The sequence below is a fragment of the Pseudomonas baetica genome (genome assembly GCF_051216495.1).
Classification (GTDB): domain Bacteria; phylum Pseudomonadota; class Gammaproteobacteria; order Pseudomonadales; family Pseudomonadaceae; genus Aquipseudomonas; species Aquipseudomonas baetica_B.
The window spans coordinates 1-16,180 of sequence record NZ_JBPKAM010000121.1 but is presented as its reverse complement, the minus strand read 5'-3'; the positions used below and the strand labels follow the sequence as shown (position 1 = coordinate 16,180).

The window sequence follows — 16,180 nt, the reverse complement described above, 5'->3', positions numbered from 1 at the left end:
CCAGCCCCCCCCCCCCCCCCCCCCCCCCCCCCCCCCCCCCCCCCCCCCCCCCCCCCCCCCCCCCCCCCACAGAGGGGCTCTCCAAATGATCAACCCTTGGACGCGGGCGCATCCGTAGGCGATTTTTTCAAGCGATAGGCCAGTGCGGGACGGGTCATGCCCAAAAGGCGCGCCGCTTCCGAGACGTTTTGCTGGGCGCGCTCCATGGCGGCGTGGATCAACGCATCCTCCACCGAATCCAGTGCGATGCCGCTGTCGATGATCCTGTTGATCCAGTCCTGGCCCGGCGCGGGCGTGGACTTCACCAATCGCCCGTCACTGGCCAGGCCTATGCTTTCGGCCTCCTGGGGCGCATGGGGGAAGAGGGCGTCGACGGTGATGCTCTGGTTGTCGTCGGTGATGATCACGCCGCGTTCCATCAGGTTTTCCAGCTCGCGGATGTTGCCCGGCCAATCGTAGTGCAGGCACATCTGCAAGGCGCGGTCAGACAGGCCGAGGGTCTTTTTCTTGTAGCTGGCGTGGAGTTTCTCCAGGAAGTGTTCGATCAGCAGCGGAATGTCTTCGCGGCGATCCCGCAGGGCCGGGATACGCACCGGGAATACGTTCAGGCGATAGAACAGGTCGGCGCGAAACCGGCCTTGCTTCACCGCGTTTTCCAGGTCTTCATGGGTCGCGGTAATGACACGCACATCGACTTTACGGGTTTGCGAATCTCCCACCCGTTCCAGCTCCTGCTCCTGCAACACCCGCAGCAGGGTGGCTTGGGCGCGGGGGCTCAGTTCGACGATTTCATCGAGAAACAGCGTGCCGCCATTGGCCCGTTCGAAGCGGCCCATGCGTGACTGCTGGGCACCGGTGTAGGCGCCTTTTTCCACGCCGAACAGTTCGGCCTCGATCAGGTCCGCCGGAATGGCGGCGCAGTTCAATGCAATGAAAGGTCCGCCGGCCCGCTCGCTGCGCAAATGCAGGCTGCGAGCGATGACTTCCTTGCCCACACCGGTCTCGCCCAGCAGCAACACCGAAGCCTTGCCCAGTGCGACCTTGTCGATCAGCGCGCAGGTGCGGCGGTAGATCGCCGACTGGCCGATGCCGTAGAACTTGCCGGCCTCGATCTGCAAGCGCTGGCGCATGTTGGCCACTTGCACCTGCAAGGCTTGCAGTTCGTCGATGATCGGATCGCTCTGGAAGTAGCGCATGATCTCGTCGGCATCGTCCCATTGCTCGGCCGGTTTGCCGATGATCCGGCAATGGGCATCGCCGCAACCGCGGCAGCTGACCTCCTTGTAGATGATCTGCCGACCGAGGAAAAACGAACTGTAGCTGATGGCATAACCGAGCAGCATCCAGCACACCGGTTGCTCGGAATGCAGGTTTTCGCTCTGGCAGTTTTCCACTTCGAACGAGTCCTGCCATTCGATGTCGGCGTAGAACTGACCGTTCGCAAGATCGATGTCGATTGCCTGTGGGCGCACGTTGACCATGCCCTTGAGCGAGTGCAACTGAGGACCGGTGAAGAACATTTCGACGTCGGTACCCTGGGGCCGCAGCTTGCGCGCCAGTTCCGCATCCTTGAGCCCGGACTGATAGCCCAGGCGCAGAAAAAATCCCTTGGCGCGCTCGACGCCAAGCATCTCGATCAGCTCGCGCCGAAAGGACGCCATCATCGATACCTGGATCAGCAACATGCGTTGCTCGTCCAGCCAGATTTTTCCTTCATGCCCGTGAAAGCGAACCTGATCGCTCAGGTCCTTGAGCGGCGGCGGAAGCTGGGAAGCCTTGTAGGTGGTGATCATTCACTGCGCCCCTGGGGTTGTAGTTATTGGGGTGGTGATGCGTTCCGCCCAGGCCATGGCGGTTTTTTTACGCATCGATAGCGACCGGTGTAAGCAGGCAGGCAAGGTCGTTTTCTCTTTTTCTAAGCGGCCTGAAAGCGAGCGAAAAGTCAATCGTCGCGTGATTGGTTCATTTGATCGAAGGGGCTCGGGACGTTTGAGCAAATGATCAATTTACCGGTTCGTGAAACGGCTTGTGGACCGGGATTGGATCGCTTGCTTTTTGCCGTATGTATTCTCAACTGATTGTTTTTAAACGAATAAAAAATCAGTTTCAGACGATTTTACGGCGCTGGCACCCTTGTTGCTCCGTACCCCGAACATAACAAGGGAGTACCCGAGCATGAGCCAACCCGCCCGCACGTTCGACCAGATGCCGCGCTACATCCGTGTACGCAGCGGACCTGATGACACCTTCGTCGAATTCGATTTCGCCATCGGCTTTCCCGACCTGTTCGTCGAGCTGGTACTGCCGCGCAAGGCGTTCGGCACGTTCTGCGAAGTCAACCAGGTGCAACACATGGACGCCCGGATGTGCGAGGCCCTCGAGGCCGATGCGCGCAAGTGGCGCTACGGCGAAACCGGCGACAACGATTGAGCCGCTCATTCCCAGGGCAATCCCCAACAGAACAATAACCACAGGAGTCCACTCCATGAGTGTCGAGATCAAGACGGCCACCGTCGAGACGATCCGCAACACCTTCAGCCACACCCGACGCCGGTTTGGCGACAAGGTCGCCAGCCGTTACCAGGAAGCCAGTTTCGACCTGGAATCAGCAACCAACTTTCACTACCGGCCGCTTTGGCAGCCGGACAAATTGCTCAATGATGCCACCCGCACCGCGGTGGTCATGGCCGACTGGTACGCGGTCAGCGACCCGCGCCAGTACTACTACGGCGCCTACGTCCAGGCGCGGGCAAAGATGCAGGAAAACGCCGAGCACGATTACGCCTTCTGCGAGAAGCGCGACATGCTCGCTAGCCTGTCCAGCGCCAATGTCCAGCTGATCTGCAAGTTGCTGCTGCCCCTGCGCCACGCCGAGATGGGCGCCAACATGAACAACAGCAACATCGCCGCCGATGGTTTCGGCACCAGCGTCACGCAGATGCACATGTTCCAGGCCATGGACCGCCTGGGCATCGCCCAGTACCTGTCGCGGATCGGCCTGATGCTCGATGACGGCGACGTGTTGCTGCTGGCACAGGCCAAGCAGCAATGGCTCAACGATCCTGCGTGGCAGGGCATGCGCCGCTACGTCGAGGACACCCTGGTGGTGCGCGACTGGTTCGAGTTGACCGTGGCGCAGAACCTGGTCAGCGACGGCCTGGTGTACCCGCTGCTGTTCCACAAGCTTGACGAGCAACTGACGGCCAACGGCGCCGGCCAGGTCGGCATGCTCACCGAGTTCATGCGCCTGTGGTTTGCCGAAAGCCAGCGCTGGGTCGATGGCCTGCTCAAAACCGTGATCAACGAAAGCGCGGCCAACAAGGCGCTGGTGCAGGGCTGGGTCGATCACTGGAACCAGCGTTCGGTCGAGGCCCTGCAACCGCTGGTAGGCCTGGGTCTCGAAGCCTCGGCGCTCGATGCGGTGTGCAGCGAATTCAGCGCCCGCCTGAAGAAAATCGGCCTCACAGGAGCCCAGTCATGACTTCCCTCGTTTACATGAACCTGCAAGACACCGATTACGCCCGTTCGATCGTCGACGCCATCGTGCAGGACAACCCCCATGCCGAGATCCAGCACCAGCCTTCAATGATCCGCATCGAGGCCGAGGGCCGCCTGGACATTCGTCGCGACACGGTCGAGCAGTTCACCGGCAGCTCTTGGGATATCCAGGAAATGCTGATGTACGTGATCACCCTGGGCGGCAACGTCGTGGAAGAGGACGACAGCTTTTCCCTGTACTGGAACAGCTGATCGAGCCTGTCGCCAACGATCCATAACAAGAATTCGGGAGCGCCATCATGGCCGTGAAAAAACGCCTCAATGCCAAAGCCCTTTCTTCCAAAGAGAAGTATCGCTGCATGACCCGGGACCTGGACTGGGAGCCGAGCTACCAGACCCATGAAGCCATCTATCCCCACGAACGCTTCGAGGGGATCAAGATCACCGACTGGGACAAGTGGGAAGACCCATTCCGCCTGACCATGGATACCTATTGGAAATACCAGGCCGAGAAAGAGAAAAAGCTCTACGCGATCTTCGACGCGTTCGCGCAAAACAACAGCCACACCACGCTGTCAGACGCCCGTTATGTCAACGCGCTGAAGCTGTTTCTGTCCGGTGTGACGCCGCTGGAATACCAGGCCTATCAAGGCTTCGCCAGGGTCGGCCGGCAGTTCAGCGGCGCCGGTGCGCGCATCGCCTGCCAGATGCAGGCCATCGACGAGCTGCGCCACGTGCAGACCCAGATCCACGCCATGAGTCACTACAACAAGCACTTCAACGGTCTGCATGATTTCGCCCATATGCACGACCGGGTGTGGTTCCTCTCGGTACCGAAATCCTTCTTCGAGGATGCGCGCACCGCTGGCCCGTTCGAGTTCCTGACGGCGATCTCGTTCTCCTTCGAATACGTGCTGACCAACCTGTTGTTCGTGCCGTTCATGTCCGGTGCTGCGTTCAACGGCGACATGGCCACGGTGACCTTCGGTTTCTCGGCGCAGTCCGACGAGGCCCGGCACATGACCCTGGGCCTTGAGGTGATCAAGTTCCTGCTGGAGCAGCACGAAGACAACGTACCGATCATCCAGCGCTGGATCGACAAGTGGTTTTGGCGCGGCTACCGCCTGCTGACGCTGGTGGGAATGATGATGGACTACATGCTGCCCAACAAAGTCATGTCCTGGTCCGAAGCCTGGGGCGTGTATTTCGAAGAGGCGGGCGGGGCGCTGTTCAAGGACCTGGAGCGCTACGGCATTCGTCCGCCCAAGCACGTCGAAGAGGCCAACATCGGCAAGGATCATGTCAGCCACCAGGCCTGGTCGATCTTTTATCAATACAGCCAGGCGACCAATTTCCACACCTGGATACCCACCGACGAAGAACTGGACTGGCTGTCGTCCAAGTACCCGGACACCTTCGACAAGATCTATCGCCCACGCTACGAACACTGGCGTGCGCTGCAAGAGAAGGGCGAGCGTTTCTATAACCCGACCCTGCCGATGCTGTGCCAGATCTGCCAGATCCCGCTGTCCTTCGGCGAACCGGATGACCCGACCACCCTCAGCCATCGTAGCGCCGTGCACGAGGGCGAGCGCTATCACTTCTGCTCCCAGGGCTGCTGCGACATCTTCGAGTACGAGCCGACCAAGTACATCCAGGCCTGGCTGCCGGTGCACCAGATCCTGCAGGGCAACTGCGGTGGCGGCGATGTCGAGTCGGTGGTGCGCGACTACTACAACATCAACCCCGGCCAGGACAACTTCGAATACCTGGGCTCCACCGAGCATCGACGCTGGCAGGACTGGCACCCGGCCAAGGCCGGCTGACACAACCAAGAACCACTGTAGGAGCGAGCATGCTCGCGAGAAACGTCTGGGCAACGCATGTATTCAGATGCCCCGCGTGATCGTTGACGACCATCGCGAGCATGCTCGCTCCTACATTTCATCCGAACAATAAGAAGGAAAACGACCATGCCCGTGACTTCCATCGGCGCCTACGACGCCCAACCCCTGGACCGCCAGGACAATTTCCACGGCCTGCAACTGGTGTACCTGTGCTGGGAAAAGCACCTGATGTTCTGTGCCCCGTTCACCTTCCCACTGCCACCGGCGATGCCGTTCGCGGACTTCATCGAACAGGTGGTCAAACCCTCGATTGCCCAACACCCGGACGCGGCGCGGGTCGATTTCAGCCAGGCGCAATGGCGCCTCAACGACCAACCGTTCACCCCGGACAACGCAGCGAGCCTGATCGCCAACGGCATCGATCACAAGAGCCTGCTGCACCTGAACACCCCAGGCTTGAACGGCATTGCCGACAGCTTCAACTGAGGACAGGGTCATGAGTTACCAAGTCACCATCGAACCCACTGGCGAACAGATCGAAGTGGAAGAGGGGCAGACCATCCTTCAGGCGGCGTTGCGCCAAGGCGTCTGGTTGCCATTTGCCTGCGGCCATGGCACCTGCGCCACCTGCAAGGTCCAGGTTCTGGAGGGCGAAGCAGACCTCGGTGCCGCGTCGTCCTTTGCACTGATGGACATGGAGCGCGATGAAGGCAAGGTGTTGGCGTGCTGTGCGATCCCGCAGAGCGACATGGTGATCGAGGCCGACATCGATGCCGATCCGGATTTCCTAGGCCATCCCGTCGAGGATTATCGCGCGGTGGTCAGTGCACTGGTGGATCTGTCGCCGACCATCAAGGGCGTGCACCTTAAGCTCGACCGGCCTATGGCCTTCCAGGCCGGGCAATACATCAACCTGCAATTGCCCGGCGTCGAAGGCACGCGAGCCTTCTCGCTGGCCAATCCGCCGAGCCGCTCCGATGAAGTCGAACTGCATGTGCGGCGGGTCGACGGCGGGCTGGCCACCGGCATGATTCATGACGAGTTGAAGGTCGGCGACACGGTGGATCTCTCGGGACCCTACGGGCAGTTCTTCGTCCGTGGCTCGCAAAGCGGCGACCTGATTTTCATCGCCGGCGGCTCGGGATTGTCGAGCCCGCAGTCGATGATTCTCGACCTGCTGGAAGCGGGCGATACCCGGCAGATCGTGCTGTTCCAGGGCGCGCGTAACCGTGCGGAGCTGTACAACCGCGAACTGTTCGAAGGGCTGGCCCGGGATCACGCCAACTTCACCTACGTGCCGGCCTTGAGCCAGGCGGTCGAGGATCCCGAATGGACGGGGTTCAAGGGCTACGTGCATGACGCCGCCCGCCACCACTTCGACGGCCGCTTCAGCAGCCGCAAGGCCTACCTGTGCGGGCCGCCGGTCATGATCGACTCGGCGATCACGTGCCTGATGCAGGGGCGATTGTTCGAGCGAGACATCTTCATGGAACGCTTCTACAGCGCCGCTGACGGAGGCGAGTCGACCCAGCGTTCGGCGTTGTTCAAACGCATCTGAGTACATACAAACCTGAGACCACCACAGATCCACTGTGGGAGCGAGCAGGCTCGCTCCCACAGGTATTGGGTGTGCCCGACCGATAACAACAATAAAGGTTGAAATGCATGACTCGCATAACAAAAAAAATGATCGTGACCGCTGCACTGACCGTCTTGCCTGTCGCCGTTCACGCCACCGAAGGCGGTGGCACTTCCTATCCTTTAGGTGCGGAAAACTACATGTCCGGCGCGATGCCGCCACCGGGCTTCTACGGACAACTGTTCGTTAATCACTATGAGGCCGACAACCTGCGCGGCAACGATGGTAAGAAACTCCCGGTGGATTTTCGCGTACGGGCCAACGCCATCACCCCACGGCTGATCTGGGTCAGCGACTACACGGTGTTCGGCGCGAGCGTGGCGCTGCATGCAATCGTGCCGCTGGTGGATTTGAAGGTTGAATTGAACGGGCAGTCGCAAAGCAAGCAAGGCTTGGGCGACATCATCTTCGGGCCAGCGCTGGGCTTTCATCACAGCGAGAAATTCCACAGCATCCTCGCCCTGGACATGATCGCCCCGAGCGGTCGTTATGATCGTGGCGACCTGGCCAATACGGGGCGCAATTACTGGGTGATCGAGCCGGTCTACGCCATGTCCTACGTCGACCCGGACGGCCTGAACCTCGATGCCAAGATCATGTATGACTTCAACCGCGAAAACCCGGCGACCGACTACCGTTCGGGCCAGGAATTTCACGTCGACTATGCCGTCGGCTGGGGACTGGGCAATGGTTGGGTGCTGGGCGTTGGCGGTTACTACTACCGCCAGACCACCGACGACCGCCAGAACGGCGAGACCATCGAAGACAACAAGGGGCGGTCGCTGGCTATCGGGCCTTCGGTCAAATACACCAGCAAGGACGGGTGGTTTTTAACGGGCAAATGGGAGCAGGAAACCGGCGTGCGCAACCGGGCGCAGGGCAATGCGTACTGGATGAAACTGACCGTGCCGTTTTGACCGAGCGGGGTGGTGGACACAACATTTGTGAACACCACTGATCCCTGTGGGAGCGGGCTTGCCCGCGATGGTATCGACGCGGTTCCGGATCAGCCCTCGGGACTCAAAATCAACACCGCCAACGGCGGCAAATTCAATACCAATGACAGTGCCTGCCCATGGCTCGGCGTTTCCTCGGCAGATGCCCCGCCGCTGTTGCCATAGTTGGAACCGGCATAGATTGACGAATCGCTGTTGAATCGCTCGGCCCAGTGCCCGGCGAAAGGCACACCGACACGGTAAGCCTCGCGCGGCACCGGGGTGAAGTTGGCCACCACCAGCACTGGCTTACCCTCCTTGCTCCAGCGCAGCCAGGCGTAAACGCTGTTGATCGCATCATCGCCAATCATCCACTGGAAGCCCTGTGGCACGTCGTCCTGCTCGTGCAGCGCCGGCTCCTCGCGATACAACCGATTGAGGTCGCCGACCAGTTTTTGCACACCCTTGTGCTCCGAGTATTGCAGCAGGTACCAGTCCAGTTGCTGATCGTGGTTCCATTCGCGCCACTGGCCGAACTCGCAGCCCATGAACAACAGTTTCTTGCCCGGATGCGTCCACATGAAGCTCAGATAGGCCCGCAGGTTGGCAAACTTCTGCCAACGGTCGCCGGGCATCTTGTCGATCAGCGAATGTTTGCCGTGCACCACTTCGTCATGGGAAATCGGCAGGATGAAACGCTCAGACCAGGCGTACACCAGGCCGAAACTCAGTTCGTTGTGGTGATGGGCGCGGTACACCGGGTCCTGCTGGATGTAATGCAACGAATCGTGCATCCAGCCCATGTTCCATTTGTAAGCGAAGCCCAGGCCGCCCTGTTGCGTGCTCTGGCTGACACCCGGCCAGGCCGTGGACTCCTCGGCAATCACCAAGGCACCGGGTGCTTCCAGCGCAACCACGTCGTTCAGATGGCGCAGGAAGTCGATGGCTTCAAGATTCTCCCGTCCCCCATGACGGTTCGGCACCCACTCACCGGCCTTGCGTGAGTAATCGCGGTAGAGCATCGACGCTACGGCATCGACCCGCAGGCCGTCGACGTGGAAATGCTTGAGCCAGTGCAGCGCCGAGGCCAGCATGTAGCCGTGCACCTCGGTGCGCCCCAGGTTATAGATCAGCGTGTCCCAATCCTGATGAAAGCCTTCCTGGGGGTTGCCGTATTCGTACAGCGCGGTGCCGTCGAAATTCGCCAGGCCATGGGTGTCGGTAGGAAAATGCGCGGGCACCCAGTCGAGGATCACGCCGATTCCGGCCAGGTGGCAGGCGTTGACGAAGGCCGCGAACTCATCCCCGGTGCCGTATCGCGCGCTGGTGGCGAACTGCGAAAGTAATTGATACCCCCAAGAGCCGCCAAACGGGTGTTCCATGATCGGCATCAGTTCGATGTGGGTGAAGCCGAGTTCCTTGACATAGGGAATCAGCCGCTCGGCCAGTTCGGGCCAGGTGTACTGACGGGCCACTTCGCCCAGATCGTCCAGCTCGCACTGCCAGGATCCGGCATGCAGTTCGTAGATCGACAGGGGGGCGGTGGGACGCTGGCGCTCGCCACGGGACTGCATCCAATCCTGGTCCCGCCACTCGATTTTCAAGGGTGAGGCGACTTTCGAAGCGGTGTCCGGCGGCAGGCTGGTGGCCAGCGCCATGGGGTCGGCTTTGAGCGGCAGAATCCCCTGCTTGCCGAGAATTTCGTACTTGTAGGCCTCCCCCGCCTGAAGGCGCGGGATAAACACTTCCCATACGCCGGTGGGATGGCGCGAGCGCATCGGGTGACGGCGCCCGTCCCAGGCATTGAAATCGCCGACCACCGATACGCGCCGGGCATTCGGTGCCCAAACGGCAAAGCGCACGCCATCGACCCCATCCACGGACGTCAACTGCGCACCGAGACAACTGCTCAGATCCCGGTGATTGCCCTCGGCGAACAAGTACAAATCCATGTCACCCAGCAAGGGGCCAAAGCTGTATGGATCTTCGGCGGTTTGTTCGCCACCGGCCCAGCGGGTGCGTAACAGATAGGGTTGCGCCCGGTCGAAGTGCCCGACGAACAGCCCCGGGGTCTCGGTCGTTTCAAGGTTGCCGAGTTCTTCCCCGGAGTCCCTCGCCAGCACCTGCACGCTCAAGGCGCCCGGCAGATACGCCCGGATGAATTGCCCGCCGACGCCATCGCCGTGGGGGCCGAGAATTGCAAAAGGGTCGTGATGCTCGGCGCGCACGAGCGCGTCGATGTCCCGTGCTTTGGGCAGCAGGCCTTCTTTGTAATGACCCTGTTCCTTGTTCGAGAAACTCATGACTACTCTCCACCAAGATCGGAAAAGGGTTTGAGCCCACTCAATAACCCGTACAAACCGTGCAAGGGCACGGGCAGCCAACCGGGGCGATTCTCCGCCTCATAGGCCACTTCATACGCTGCCTTCTCCAGGCCGAACAACGCCAAGGCGGCGTCCTCGCCTTCCGGATCTTGCCATGCATGGCCAAGCGTAGCTGCCGATTGCCGATAAGCGACCACAAATGCATGTTTTGCTTCACTTAAATAACGATCCGCGACCCGTTGCCGTGCGGTTCGCGCCGCCTCGCTGTTGTCGACGTTCTGCACATTGATCGCCATGGCCGCTGCATAGTCGAAGGAGCGCAGCACACCGCTGACATCCTTGTACGGACTGTGCTTGCCCCGACGTTCATGCAAGGGCCGCGCCGGCTCACCCTCGAAGTCGATCAGATAGGCATCGCCCTTGATCACCAACACTTGGCCCAGATGCAGATCGCCGTGCACGCGAATGCGCAAGCCACCCGCCGTTTGTTTGGCCAACGCCTGGACGTGGCCGAGGATGGCTTTCTGGTTGCCCAGCAAACGGCTGACCAGGTTGCTGTCCGCCGGGTTCAGTTCGCCTTGATGCTGCTTAAGCAACCTCAACGCCTGCTCGACTTGCTTCGCCACATCCTTCGCCGATGCCAGCGCGTCCTTTTGCGTGGTGACGTGCGGATTGAAGTCCGGATTGCTGCTCGACGCGGCGAGCACTAGATGCATTTCCCCCAGCCGTTGGCCAAGCATGGCAGCGAAATCTTTCAATTCGCCAAGGGCGTTGTAGTGCTGCTCCTGCTCGGACATGGCGTCCGCCAGCTCGTCGCGCAGCGCCCGCTCAAGGTTGTTCTGCGTCCATTCCCAAGCGTCACCCTGATTGCTCAAGTAGCCCTGGGCGATCATCAGCAGGTTGTCTTCGCCTTTGACGTCCCGGCGAACCACGGAACCGAGTAGCGGTGAGATATGGCGGAAACCGGCGCGGGTCAGGTAGGCGCTCATTTCCAGTTCCGGGTGCACACCGGGCGCAATCTTGCGGATCAGCTTCAGCACCAGGCTGTTGCCGACCACCACCGAGCTGTTGGATTGCTCGGCGGACAGATAGCGCACCTCGGATTCAGCCGTCAGCCCCAGTTTTGCCAACTCGGCGGTGGGTTCGAAGCGGATCTCGCCATCGACGGAAGGCAGCACCGTGTTGTTCTGTATGGCCAGCAATACGGTGCGCACATAGCTTTCCAGGCTGAACGCATCGGTGATCAACCCGACCTGAGGCCCGCGGCGTACCCTTGAAAGAGCAAGCTGTTGCGGCAACGCGGTACCCACCTGCTCTTCGGCAATGAAACCGAATGGCAGTTGATAGCGGCTGGTCTGGCCGGCGCTGGTCACTTCGATTTCACTGAACAACACCGGATGCTGCGCATCCCCGAACCGCACCCCGTAAGCCAGGCGGACCTGTTCGATGGCTGCGTCCTTACCGGCGAACCAGCGGCGGTTCTGCAACCAATTGGGCAGGATCTCTTTCTCGAGCGTGCCCCGCGAGGGTGCTTCAAGCAGTTCCTCCATGCGCTTTTTCAGCACCAGCGTGGTGAAATCCGGCAGGCTCTGTGCCGGCTCCACGTGCCAGCTCGGCATCTGGTTCTCGGCAGCGAGGCCGAACCAATAGAAACCGTAAGGCGCCAGGGTCAGCAGGAAATTCAACTGGCCGATGGGTGGAAACGCGTTTCCGCCCAGCATCTCCACGGGCACCATGCCAACGTACGCCGCCAGGTCGAGCTCCACCGCTTGGGCGCTGCGCGACACGTTGGCCACACACAAAATGATTTCGTGCTTGCCGTCAGGCCCGGTGTATTCACGGGTGTATGCCAATACCCGGCGATTGGTTGGCGAGAGCATTTTCAGCGTGCCACGACCGAACGCCCTGGATTGCTTGCGCACCGCGAGCATGCGCCGGGTCCAGTTGAGCAGCGAATGCGGGTCGCCGGCCTGGGTCTCGACATTGACCGACAGGTAGCCGTACTGCGGGTCCATGATCGGCGGCAGCACCAGGCTGGCCGGATCGGCACGGGAGAATCCGCCGTTGCGGTCGATCGACCATTGCATCGGCGTGCGCACGCCGTCGCGGTCGCCGAGGTAGATGTTGTCGCCCATGCCGATTTCATCGCCGTAATACAGGGTCGGCGTGCCGGGCATCGACAGCAGCAAACTGTTGAGCAATTCAACACGGCGGCGGTCGCGCTCCATCAACGGCGCCAGCCGTCGGCGAATGCCGAGGTTGATCCGCGCCCTCCGGTCGGCGGCGTAGTAATTCCACAGGTAATCGCGCTCCTTGTCGGTGACCATTTCCAGGGTCAGTTCATCGTGGTTGCGCAGGAAAATCGCCCATTGGCAATTGGCCGGGATCTCCGGGGTCTGGCGCAAAATGTCGGTGATCGGAAAGCGGTCCTCCTGGGCCAGCGCCATGTACATGCGCGGCATCAGCGGGAAGTGAAACGCCATGTGGCATTCGTCGCCGTTCAGGCCTTTTTTGTCGGTGTCACCAAAATACAACTGCGTGTCTTCCGGCCATTGATTGGCCTCGGCCAACAACATGCGGTCCGGGTAATTGGCATCGATTTCGGCGCGGATCTGCTTAAGGACGTCGTGGGTCTCCGGCAGGTTTTCGTTGTTGGTACCGTCGCGCTCGATCAGATACGGAATCGCGTCCAGGCGCAGGCCATCGATACCCATGTCGAGCCAGTAGCGCATCACCGACAGCACGGCTTTCATGACTTGCGGGTTATCGAAATTCAGGTCCGGTTGGTGTGAATAGAAACGGTGCCAGAAGTACTGGCCGGCCACCGGGTCCCAGGTCCAGTTGGACTTTTCGGTGTCGAGAAAAATGATGCGGGTGCCGTCGTACTTTTGATCGTCATCGGACCACACATAGAAATCCCGCGCCGCCGAACCTTTCTTCGCCTTGCGCGCACGCTGGAACCACGGGTGCTGGTCGGAGGTGTGGTTGATGACCAATTCGGTAATCACCCGCAAGCCGCGCTTGTGCGCCTCGGCGATGAAGCGTTTGGCGTCGGCCATCGTGCCGTAGTCGCTGTGCACGCCCCGGTATTCGGCAATGTCGTAGCCATCATCACGGCGTGGCGAGGGGTAGAACGGCAGAAGCCAGATAGTGTTGACACCCAGCTCGGCGATGTAATCAAGTTTGGCGATCAGGCCAGGAAAGTCGCCAATTCCGTCGTTATTGGAGTCGAAATAGGATTTGACGTGAACCTGATAGATCACCGCATCCTTGTACCAGAGCGGGTCCTTGATGAACGTGGCTGCCTTGGGTTTCTTCGCCATGTGAAACTCCTGTTGAATCGGTAATGCCGCTGTGCTGATCACCCCTGTGGGAGCGAGCCTGCTCGCGAAGAGGGAGTGTCAGTCACCACTGATGCTGACTGTTCCGCCGCCTTCGCGAGCAGGCTCGCTCCCACAGGTTTTTGCGTTTATGCATTACGTGGTTATTCGCCAAATCCCGAACGGCTGATACGCCGGGTCGATGCGCATGAACTGGTGCTTGCCGTGCCACGTCCAGCGGTGGCCGTTCATCAAGTCCTCGCCCTGGGTGTTGGCATCATCGGGCAGGCCCATTTCCCACAACGGCAATTCGAAATTCGCCTCCTGCACGTGATGCGGGTCGAGGCTGACCGCCACCAGAATGAAATTGCTGCCGTCGGCGCTGCGCTTGCCGAAGTAGAGGATGTTGTCGTTCCAGGCGTTGTAGATTTTCAGGCCCAGGTGCGTGTGCAGCGCCGGGTTCTGCCGGCGGATGCGGTTGAGCTGGGCAATTTCGGCAATGATGTTGCCCGGAGCGTTGAAGTCCCGTGGACGGATCTCGTACTTCTCGGAATCGAGGTATTCCTCCTTGCCCGGAATCGGTGCCGACTCGCACAGTTCAAAGCCGGAATACATACCCCACAACCCCGATCCCATGGTCGCCAGCGCCGCGCGAATCAGAAAGCCGGGGCGACCGGACTCATGCAGGAAGGCCGGGTTGATGTCCGGCGTATTGACGAAGAAATTCGGCCTGTAACACTCGCGCCACGGTGATTCGTTGAGCTCGGTGAAATAGCTGGCCAGTTCCTGCTTGGTGTTGCGCCAGGTGAAGTAGGTGTAACTCTGGGAGTAACCGACCTTGCCCAGCCGCGCCATCATGGCCGGTGTGGTGAAGGCCTCGGCGAGGAAGATCACGTCCGGGTACAACGCCCTCACATCGGCGATCAGCCATTGCCAGAATGGCAACGGCTTGGTGTGCGGGTTGTCGACGCGGAACAGCTTCACGCCCTCCAGCACCCAACCGACGACAATGTCGCGCAACTCGACCCACAGACTGGGAATCGCCTCAACCGCATAAAAGTCGACGTTGACGATGTCCTGGTACTTCTTCGGCGGGTTTTCCGCGTATTTGATCGTGCCGTCCGGACGCCAGTTGAACCAGCCGGGATGTTGCTGCAACCACGGGTGATCCTGGGAACACTGGATGGCGAAATCGAGGGCGATTTCCAGGCCATGGGCCGCCGCCGCCGCCACCAGCCGACGGAAATCTTCGCGTGTACCCAGCTCTGAATGAATCGCTTCGTGCCCGCCTTCGGGACTGCCAATGGCATACGGGCTGCCCGGATCGTCGGGACCGGCGGTGAGGGAATTGTTCGGGCCTTTGCGATAGCTGCGACCGATCGGGTGAATCGGCGGGAAGTACAGGACGTCGAAGCCCATGTCCTGAATCATCGCCAGCCGCGAATGCACATCGTTGAACGTGCCGTGGCGCGCCGGATCATCGGTGATCGAACGCGGGAACAGCTCATACCAACTGGCGAACTGCGCAAGCTCACGCTCGACATCCACTGGGAATTCGGGACTGAGGCTCAGGAAAGCACGGTGATTGGCCTGGGCCATCAGTTCGGCGCTACGTTGGTGCAAAAACAGCGCGACCTGCTCGGTTTCCAGCAGCCCTGACAACTCATGGTGCAATGCCGCAAGCTGTTCGCTCAGGAGGCCCTCCGTACGTTCAGCGGCCTGCTGCACGTGAAGACGGCCCTCCTGCAGCTCCAGGCTGACAGGGACGCCCGCCGCGTGTTTTTTTTCCAGCTCATAACGAAAGCTGGCGAACTGGTCGATCCAGGCTTCAATACAAAACACATAGCGGCCTTGTTCCTGCACATGGAACGAACCTTGCCAACCATTATTGCCCCGGTCGACCATGACCTCGCTGCCCCAAACCTCCTCGCCCTCGGCCTGCCAACGTATGCGCACGGCGAGTTTGTCATGACCGTCGGCAAACACCTTGCCGGTCACCACCACGTCCTGCCCCACCACGGCCTTGACGGCAAACTGTCCGCCATCGAGGGTGGGCATGACGTTATCGATCACGATGCGCGGCAACAGCAGCGCCTGTGACAGTGGAATGTGCGGGTTGTAGCTCAGTTCTCCTGGTTTTTCAGTCGTCATCGAGCATCGCTCCTGTACGCCCCAAGGACGCTCACGTGTCGGGTTGTCATTCACGTCAGTCGGCGCCTCAGCGAATGAGCTCACTTAGGTTCCGAGCGACGGTGGCCCCCAAAGTTCACCTCAAATGGTCTGGAATCAAATCCCTCGCACGGCGGTCAACCAACTTAAGCACGACTCACGCCATGTGCCACTGGAGGCTTGAACAATGACCAATCCATTCCCGGCCAAAACCCCCGATCCGAACATCGACCAACCCGTGATCCCGCCCACCGACCCGCAACCGGTGCCCGAGCAGGAGCCACCCGGCACCACCCCACCGCCACGGGAAGAACCGCCGACGACCATGCCGCCGGTGATCGTTAATCCATAACACAATTCAATGTAGGAGCGGGGGGGGGGGGGGGGGGGGGGGGGGGTGGGTGTGGGGGGGGGGGGGGGGGGGGGGGGGGGGGAGGGGAGAAGGGGA

General features: G+C 60.6%; 12 protein-coding genes. 8 read left to right on the top strand and 4 right to left on the bottom strand.

Going from position 1 to position 16,180, the window contains the following annotated elements:
* Positions 1 to 89 precede the first annotated feature (89 nt).
* A complete protein-coding gene (locus ACSFE6_RS27515) occupies positions 90 to 1,793 on the bottom strand; it encodes a sigma 54-interacting transcriptional regulator (protein ID WP_435430548.1) in 1,704 nt (567 codons plus the stop codon).
* A 382-nt stretch (positions 1,794 to 2,175) separates the two neighbouring features.
* On the opposite strand from ACSFE6_RS27515, the gene ACSFE6_RS27510 reads away from it, so the two are divergent.
* The 7 genes from ACSFE6_RS27510 to ACSFE6_RS27480 all read left to right on the top strand — a co-directional run bounded on the left by ACSFE6_RS27510 (position 2,176) and on the right by ACSFE6_RS27480 (position 7,901).
* A complete protein-coding gene (locus ACSFE6_RS27510) occupies positions 2,176 to 2,430 on the top strand; it encodes a phenol hydroxylase subunit (RefSeq protein ID WP_435430547.1) in 255 nt (84 codons plus the stop codon).
* A gap of 55 nt (positions 2,431 to 2,485) precedes the next feature.
* Entirely contained in the window at positions 2,486 to 3,481 is a 996-nt protein-coding gene (locus ACSFE6_RS27505) for an aromatic/alkene monooxygenase hydroxylase subunit beta (RefSeq protein WP_435430546.1), read from the top strand.
* Complete coding sequence (locus ACSFE6_RS27500) at positions 3,478 to 3,750, top strand: MmoB/DmpM family protein (protein ID WP_435430545.1); 273 nt, start codon at positions 3,478 to 3,480, stop codon at positions 3,748 to 3,750. The genes ACSFE6_RS27505 and ACSFE6_RS27500 overlap by 4 nt, the downstream gene beginning before the upstream one ends.
* A gap of 47 nt (positions 3,751 to 3,797) precedes the next feature.
* Positions 3,798 to 5,324, top strand: coding sequence for an aromatic/alkene/methane monooxygenase hydroxylase/oxygenase subunit alpha (locus ACSFE6_RS27495; RefSeq protein WP_435430544.1), 1,527 nt, complete (start codon positions 3,798 to 3,800; stop codon positions 5,322 to 5,324).
* Positions 5,325 to 5,471: 147 nt separating this feature from the next.
* The gene (locus tag ACSFE6_RS27490) at positions 5,472 to 5,831 is read left to right on the top strand and encodes a phenol hydroxylase subunit P4 (RefSeq protein WP_435430543.1); all 360 of its coding nucleotides are present in this window, start codon (positions 5,472 to 5,474) and stop codon (positions 5,829 to 5,831) included.
* 10 nt (positions 5,832 to 5,841) lie between these two features.
* Positions 5,842 to 6,903 (top strand): NADH:ubiquinone reductase (Na(+)-transporting) subunit F, encoded by a 1,062-nt coding sequence (locus ACSFE6_RS27485; protein ID WP_435430542.1) that lies wholly within the window; start codon positions 5,842 to 5,844, stop codon positions 6,901 to 6,903.
* 128 nt (positions 6,904 to 7,031) lie between these two features.
* On the top strand, positions 7,032 to 7,901 hold the full coding sequence (locus tag ACSFE6_RS27480; protein WP_435430549.1) for a SphA family protein: 870 nt from the start codon (positions 7,032 to 7,034) through the stop codon (positions 7,899 to 7,901).
* 89 nt (positions 7,902 to 7,990) lie between these two features.
* Here ACSFE6_RS27480 and glgB read toward each other — a convergent pair whose 3' ends face one another.
* The 3 genes from glgB to ACSFE6_RS27465 all read right to left on the bottom strand — a co-directional run bounded on the left by glgB (position 7,991) and on the right by ACSFE6_RS27465 (position 15,714).
* Entirely contained in the window at positions 7,991 to 10,222 is a 2,232-nt protein-coding gene (glgB, locus tag ACSFE6_RS27475) for a 1,4-alpha-glucan branching protein GlgB (RefSeq protein WP_435430541.1), read from the bottom strand.
* A gap of 2 nt (positions 10,223 to 10,224) precedes the next feature.
* Complete coding sequence (gene treS / locus ACSFE6_RS27470) at positions 10,225 to 13,566, bottom strand: maltose alpha-D-glucosyltransferase (protein ID WP_435430540.1); 3,342 nt, start codon at positions 13,564 to 13,566, stop codon at positions 10,225 to 10,227.
* A gap of 153 nt (positions 13,567 to 13,719) precedes the next feature.
* On the bottom strand, positions 13,720 to 15,714 hold the full coding sequence (locus ACSFE6_RS27465) for an alpha-1,4-glucan--maltose-1-phosphate maltosyltransferase (RefSeq protein ID WP_435430539.1): 1,995 nt from the start codon (positions 15,712 to 15,714) through the stop codon (positions 13,720 to 13,722).
* 205 nt (positions 15,715 to 15,919) lie between these two features.
* Between ACSFE6_RS27465 and ACSFE6_RS27460 the strand changes: the two genes are divergently transcribed.
* The gene (locus tag ACSFE6_RS27460) at positions 15,920 to 16,084 is read left to right on the top strand and encodes a hypothetical protein (RefSeq protein ID WP_435430538.1); all 165 of its coding nucleotides are present in this window, start codon (positions 15,920 to 15,922) and stop codon (positions 16,082 to 16,084) included.
* Positions 16,085 to 16,180: the final 96 nt, after the last annotated feature.

Bases quoted from the DNA above. Each gene is read 5' to 3' on its own strand.
- ACSFE6_RS27490 (WP_435430543.1), top strand. From the start codon at position 5,472: ATGCCCGTGACTTCCATCGGCGCCTACGACGCCCAACCCCTGGACCGC.
- treS (WP_435430540.1), bottom strand. From the start codon at position 13,566: ATGGCGAAGAAACCCAAGGCAGCCACGTTCATCAAGGACCCGCTCTGG.
- ACSFE6_RS27510 (WP_435430547.1), top strand. From the start codon at position 2,176: ATGAGCCAACCCGCCCGCACGTTCGACCAGATGCCGCGCTACATCCGT.
- ACSFE6_RS27485 (WP_435430542.1), top strand. From the start codon at position 5,842: ATGAGTTACCAAGTCACCATCGAACCCACTGGCGAACAGATCGAAGTG.
- ACSFE6_RS27495 (WP_435430544.1), top strand. From the start codon at position 3,798: ATGGCCGTGAAAAAACGCCTCAATGCCAAAGCCCTTTCTTCCAAAGAG.
- glgB (WP_435430541.1), bottom strand. From the start codon at position 10,222: ATGAGTTTCTCGAACAAGGAACAGGGTCATTACAAAGAAGGCCTGCTG.
- ACSFE6_RS27500 (WP_435430545.1), top strand. From the start codon at position 3,478: ATGACTTCCCTCGTTTACATGAACCTGCAAGACACCGATTACGCCCGT.
- ACSFE6_RS27465 (WP_435430539.1), bottom strand. From the start codon at position 15,714: ATGACGACTGAAAAACCAGGAGAACTGAGCTACAACCCGCACATTCCA.
- ACSFE6_RS27515 (WP_435430548.1), bottom strand. From the start codon at position 1,793: ATGATCACCACCTACAAGGCTTCCCAGCTTCCGCCGCCGCTCAAGGAC.
- ACSFE6_RS27505 (WP_435430546.1), top strand. From the start codon at position 2,486: ATGAGTGTCGAGATCAAGACGGCCACCGTCGAGACGATCCGCAACACC.
- ACSFE6_RS27480 (WP_435430549.1), top strand. From the start codon at position 7,032: ATGATCGTGACCGCTGCACTGACCGTCTTGCCTGTCGCCGTTCACGCC.
- ACSFE6_RS27460 (WP_435430538.1), top strand. From the start codon at position 15,920: ATGACCAATCCATTCCCGGCCAAAACCCCCGATCCGAACATCGACCAA.